Here is a 5,116-nt window from a genome sequence, read left to right on the forward strand (position 1 = left end):
CAGGAGTACTCCCCGTCACCCTTCGGTACGCTCTAGGAATCGGGCCCCAAACTGCACCCCCCACCGACCGGCAATCATGCTCATGGGGGTTAGCAGCGGGAAGCTGCGTTGGTGCTGGTGCGTTTCTTCAACGCTTTCGTAGGCGATCGCTGTTGTCCCCGATTGCAGAAGCGCCACCGTTAGTTCACGACTGGCGGCAAGGTGCAAGTAGGTAAAGAGTAGTTGGCCAGAACGCAAATAGCGATACTCCGAGGGCAAGGGTTCCTTGACTTTGACCACCAGTTCGGCCTCCCAAGCTGCTTGAGCCGTAGCCACGATTTGGGCACCTGCGGCAATATAGGCCTCATCGAGAAAGCCTGAACCCACCCCCGCGCCACTTTCAATGAGAACTTCATGGCCGCGCTCCCGCAGACTTTGCACTCCCGCTGGCGTCAGACCGACGCGGAATTCTTGATCCTTGATTTCCTTGGGGACACCGATACGCATGGCTAGTTTATTCTCCGAAGTCGAGAAATTGATAACTACCAAAGACTTTCAGCACATCTGTAGCCTCCCTAAGTGCCAGCAGACAATCAGCCACCACATCGGGGCGACCATTCACCTCTAGATCAACAAAGAAGAGATAATCCCCTAGAGCACGTTTGCTGGGGCGCGATTCAATGCGACTGAGGTTAATCTGGCGATCGCTAAAAAGTTGCAGCACCTTGAGCAGGGCACCGGGGGCATTGGCCTTGAGGCTAAAGGCAATGGAGGTGTGGGTATCCCCCGGCTGTGGCCAGCCTTCTCCCTGTTGGCGACTCACCACCCAAAACCGCGTGCAGTTGTCGGGAAGGTCCTGGATTTCGGTGGCGATAATGGGCAATTGATGGAGTTGGGCTGCCCGCACGCTGGCGATCGCCCCCACCCGATCCGACTGTGCCACATATTGCAGCCCTTCGGCAGTGGAGGTCACGGGACACTGGCGAGCCTGGGGAAGATAAGCTTGCAACCAGCCCTGGCACTGTCCTAGAGCTTGGGGATGGGAATAGACCGCTTGAATTTGGGCTAAATCTGTGGTTTGGGCAATGAAGGCATGGACAATGGGGCGGATAAAGGCGTGCTGAATGTGGAGCGTATCCAATCGCCACAGGGAATCCAAGGTGATGTTGACACTGCCTTCCACGGAGTTTTCGCTGGGCACTAGGGCTAAATCTAACTCCCCCGCCGCCAAGGCCTCAAGACAGCCAGCGATCGTTGCCACGGGAACTAACCTTAGGGCTTCTCCCCGGTGCCAGTGGGCGTAGCTTTGAGCCGCTTCTTCACTATAGGTGCCCACTGGGCCAAGATAACCCAGCCTCACCATAGAGGATCCAGACAAGAGGGGCAAAGACTCAAGGGCGCATCCTCACAAGGGAATTCTCAAGATCCTACTTGAAAGGGTCAATGAATGAGTTAGACGTAAGCCGGGTTCTGTTCAAAGGGTGGTTATCTATCTGGGACACTTGTTACCAAGTGCCTCTAGCGGTTCTGGCTAGCAAAGAACTGGGGAAAAGACCAACCCTGGTTCCTTAGCGCTAGCACGCCTTGCTTCCAGCCGGGGTTTACCGAGCCAACATCTCTCGATGTTGCTGGTGCGCTCTTACCGCACCGTTGCACCCTTGCCTGTGAGGTTTCCCTCCATCGGCGGTATATTTCTGTGGCACTTTCCTCGCGGTCACCCGCACTGGGCGTTACCCAGCAAGCTTGGTCTTTCGGAAGCCCGGACTTTCCTCAGGAGTGGCAGACTCCCGCAACCACCGCGCTAACTCATTCACTTTTATTGTACTAGGGGCGCTTGAGCAATACTCCCGAGACCAACGGCAGATAATATGGCGACCCATTGGCTGCGGGCTAGATTCCGCGTGACTGCATTCCCCTGCAGCTCGGCCAAAATCGCCAAGGTTTCGTACCAAAGGCCCGCATCAACTGCTGCCCCAAGGCGATCGCTCCCACTCTTGCCCTGAAGTTTCTTGGCCACATCCGTGGCGGTCTGCACCCGTGAAATCACCCCACTAACAGAGATAAAAGCGGAGGGATCATCGGCATCAGCACCACACAGCAGGGTAAAGGTCCAGCGGTAGTCTTGGCCAGCTTGGAGTTGCACATTGGGCCTCAGTGCCAGAATCCCCGGTTCAGTGGGCAGATTCACGACCATTGTTGCTAGGGGACGCTGCTCAGCATCCGCAATCGTCACTTCCCCTTGGGTGGCTTTGCTCTTAGGCACAAAAACAAAGAGAGTGGGGGCAGCCACAGCGGTTTGGCCAAAATGAGTATCGGGAAGCAGGGCGGTTAAACGTTCATTACCAGTGACACAGGCACCACGGGTTGCTCCACCAAAGCGACTGCCAGGAACACCACGGTTTGGCAAATTCGCCCGCAGCCGCGCCACAAGACTGGAATGTTGGTTAACCACAGGGGGTGTTCCCTGGGCAAGGCTGAGAAAACTAAGGGGCAATAAAAAGAAGGTCACCGCAGGCACAAGGGCAAGGCAGGAACGCATGGCCAAACTCCTAAGAATCATGGCTCTAGCGTAGCCCTAGGGAGTAGGCCTGGGCAGTGAACTCAGTTACGCTGGGGTGGTGATGGCGATCGCTCCTTTTTTTCACAACTGGCGCAAAATCTTGAGCGCCTCGTCCACGTGGGCTTTGAAGTTGAGCATGGAGTCAAAAACGTAGCGCACCACGCCCTCCTTGTCAATGACATAGGTGACCCGGCCGGGAAAGAGGCCAAATAGAGAAGAGGCACCATACTGCTGGCGAACCTTGTTGTCGGGATCACTAAGGACAAGAAAGGGGAGCTGGTGATTTTTCTGGAAGTCCTGCTGTCGGGCCACAGAATCGCCACTAATGCCAATTACTTCGGCACCCAGTTCTTGAAAGATGCTGTAGGCATCGCGAAAGGCACAGGCTTGAATGGTGCAGCCGGGGGTTTCTGAAGCTGGGTAAAAGTAGAGGACAACGTTCTTTTTGCCACGAAAGTCGGAGAGCTTCAGCCTGCGGCCATCGGCGGCCGTGAGTTCAAAGTCAGGGGCGCGATCGCCCACGCGCACAGCAGTTGCCACCGCCTAATTTCCTCCCAGCCACTTTTGGCCATTCAGGCGCTGCATGACCCCAAAGACCAGGAGATCCAGTGTCACTTTGCGCTCATCCCCCAAAAAGGGTTCAATGGTGCTGGGGGCAATGCCGCCGCTGCTACAGACAAAGGCCTTCGGTCCTTGGATATTCCCCTCTAGGAAGTAGAGGCGAAACTGATACATTCCCTTGCTCCACTCACCAATCACGGTATTGTCCTCTAGACGCAGGGTCACATCCCCCACCTTGGCGCTGAGGGCGTTCTTAAGAGCAGGTAAAAAAGCCTCGTGAATAAACTCAGCAAAGGGTTTATCCTCAATGGCGGGAGGCTTTTCTTTCTTTGGAGCTTGGGTGGGCGTTTCTTCTGCCATAGCGCTACGACACGGTACCATTTCCTCTGCATGATAGCACTCTCCCTTGCAGGCAACGGCCATGGGGCAATTAGAATTACGACGCCCAACGATTAAGGATTTAGATAGCATTGTTCAACTGGATCAGGTGTGTCTGGGGGGCTTTTGGTCGCACCAAGGCTATGCCCGTGAATTGGAAAATTCCCACCATACGCTGCTGGTGGTGGCCACCCTTGATCAGGTGTGGGGCTGTGGTGTGAGCTGGGGAATTGCCGATGAATTGCACCTGGTGCTGTTGATGGTGCATCCGCAGTGCCGGCGACAGGGTTTGGCGGGCTTACTCCTGTGTCGGCTCTTGCAACTGGGGCACCAGGGGGGCGATCGCCAGTGGGCAACTTTGGAAGTACGGGCTAGCAATGAAGCGGCCCAACGCCTCTATCAGCACTTTGGCTTTGAGCTGGTTGGACGGCGTCCCCACTACTACGACAACCCCCCAGAAGATGCCCTGATTCTTTGGCGCAATCACCTCAATACTCCCGAAACGGGTCAGGAACTTCAGCAGCACTGGCAGCATTGGCGATCGCGGGTGGAGGCACAAGGTTGGTCCCTCAGCGATTGCACCTAGAGCCCCCTAGGGAGCCTAAAGATGACATATTGCGCTTTGTTACGGCGCTTTCCCCTACCCTTGGGTGGGCGAACCATAATGAAAGGGACACGTTTGGGAGACCTGTCTCATGAACTTGCTGGAACAGTTGCGACAAATGACCGTGGTGGTCGCTGATACGGGAGACATCCTCGCCATCCAAAAATTTACCCCCCGCGATGCCACCACGAATCCCTCGTTGATTACTGCTGCTGCCCAAATGAAGGAGTACCAGCCCATTGTGGATGAAACCCTGCGCCAAGCCAAAGCGGATTTGGGGTCTGGTGCCACTCCCCGCGAGATTGTCTCCCTTGCTGTGGATCGCTTGGCGGTGGCCTTTGGCTTGAAAATTTTGCAGATTATCCCCGGTCGGGTCTCAACGGAAGTGGATGCGCGGCTCTCCTACGATACGGCAGCGACAGTACAAAAGGCGCGGGAGTTGATTGGCCAATACGAAGCCGCCGGCGTGGGGCGCGATCGCGTGCTGATTAAAATTGCCTCCACCTGGGAAGGTATCCGCGCTGCTGAAATTCTCGAGAAAGAGGGCATTCACTGCAATTTAACACTGCTGTTTGGCTTCCATCAGGCGATCGCCTGCGCTGAGGCGGGTGTGACACTGATTTCCCCCTTTGTGGGTCGCATTCTCGACTGGTACAAGAAAAAAACGGGCCGTGCTGAGTATCCGGGGCCTGAGGATCCGGGGGTGATCTCCGTCACCAAAATCTACAACTACTACAAGAAATTTGGCTATCCCACGGAAGTGATGGGGGCCAGCTTCCGCAACATTGGCGAAATTATTGAACTGGCAGGTTGTGATCTGTTGACGATTTCACCGGCCCTGCTGCAAGAGCTGCAAAACACGAGGGGCGAGCTAAAGCGCAAGCTGGATCCGGCGATCGCTGCCACCCTCGACATTGAAAAAGTTCCCATGGATGAGGCCACCTTCCGCAAGATGCACGCGGCTGATGAGATGGCCAGTGAAAAACTCGAAGAAGGGATTAAAGGCTTTACCAAAGCTCTGGAAACCCTTGAAG

6 protein-coding genes, 1 other RNA gene and 1 pseudogene are annotated in these 5,116 nt (G+C 55.5%); 2 read left to right on the forward strand and 6 right to left on the reverse strand.

From position 1 onward, the window contains the following. Window positions 1–18: 18 nt before the first annotated feature. The 6 genes and pseudogenes from H8Q75_RS10765 to H8Q75_RS10790 all read right to left on the reverse strand — a co-directional run. A pseudogene (locus H8Q75_RS10765) lies at window positions 19–486 on the reverse strand (alanine dehydrogenase); the annotation flags it as partial. A 7-nt stretch (window positions 487–493) separates the two neighbouring features. Beyond that, window positions 494–1,342 carry a prephenate dehydratase gene (pheA, locus tag H8Q75_RS10770; protein ID WP_024125122.1) on the reverse strand — a complete coding sequence of 283 codons (849 nt, stop codon included), beginning with the start codon at window positions 1,340–1,342 and terminating at the stop codon, window positions 494–496. 81 nt (window positions 1,343–1,423) lie between these two features. After that, an RNA gene (gene rnpB / locus H8Q75_RS10775) (RNase P RNA component class A) lies at window positions 1,424–1,788 on the reverse strand. A 7-nt stretch (window positions 1,789–1,795) separates the two neighbouring features. Next, window positions 1,796–2,518, reverse strand: coding sequence for a DUF928 domain-containing protein (locus H8Q75_RS10780; protein WP_024125121.1), 723 nt, complete (start codon window positions 2,516–2,518; stop codon window positions 1,796–1,798). 102 nt (window positions 2,519–2,620) lie between these two features. Beyond that, window positions 2,621–3,079: a peroxiredoxin gene (locus H8Q75_RS10785; RefSeq protein ID WP_024125120.1), complete on the reverse strand. Its 459-nt coding sequence runs from the start codon at window positions 3,077–3,079 to the stop codon at window positions 2,621–2,623. Window positions 3,080–3,082: 3 nt separating this feature from the next. Continuing rightward, window positions 3,083–3,481, reverse strand: a complete 399-nt coding sequence (locus tag H8Q75_RS10790) for a DUF2996 domain-containing protein (protein WP_051372892.1) — start codon at window positions 3,479–3,481, stop codon at window positions 3,083–3,085. 40 nt (window positions 3,482–3,521) lie between these two features. On the opposite strand from H8Q75_RS10790, the gene rimI reads away from it, so the two are divergent. Next, window positions 3,522–4,064 (forward strand): ribosomal protein S18-alanine N-acetyltransferase, encoded by a 543-nt coding sequence (rimI, locus tag H8Q75_RS10795; protein ID WP_024125118.1) that lies wholly within the window; start codon window positions 3,522–3,524, stop codon window positions 4,062–4,064. Window positions 4,065–4,173: 109 nt separating this feature from the next. Further along, the coding region (locus H8Q75_RS10800; RefSeq protein ID WP_297041633.1) for a transaldolase at window positions 4,174–5,116 on the forward strand (943 nt) is incomplete at its 3' end.

Origin of the sequence: Thermosynechococcus sp. OHK43 (assembly GCF_014466085.1) — a bacterium.
In the GTDB taxonomy this organism is placed as follows: Bacteria; Cyanobacteriota; Cyanobacteriia; order Thermosynechococcales; family Thermosynechococcaceae; genus Thermosynechococcus.

Excerpts from the sequence above, each read along its gene's own strand:
- rimI (WP_024125118.1), top strand. The coding sequence starts at position 3,522 with ATGGGGCAATTAGAATTACGACGCCCAACGATTAAGGATTTAGATAGC.
- H8Q75_RS10780 (WP_024125121.1), bottom strand. The coding sequence starts at position 2,518 with ATGCGTTCCTGCCTTGCCCTTGTGCCTGCGGTGACCTTCTTTTTATTG.
- H8Q75_RS10790 (WP_051372892.1), bottom strand. The coding sequence starts at position 3,481 with ATGGTACCGTGTCGTAGCGCTATGGCAGAAGAAACGCCCACCCAAGCT.
- pheA (WP_024125122.1), bottom strand. The coding sequence starts at position 1,342 with ATGGTGAGGCTGGGTTATCTTGGCCCAGTGGGCACCTATAGTGAAGAA.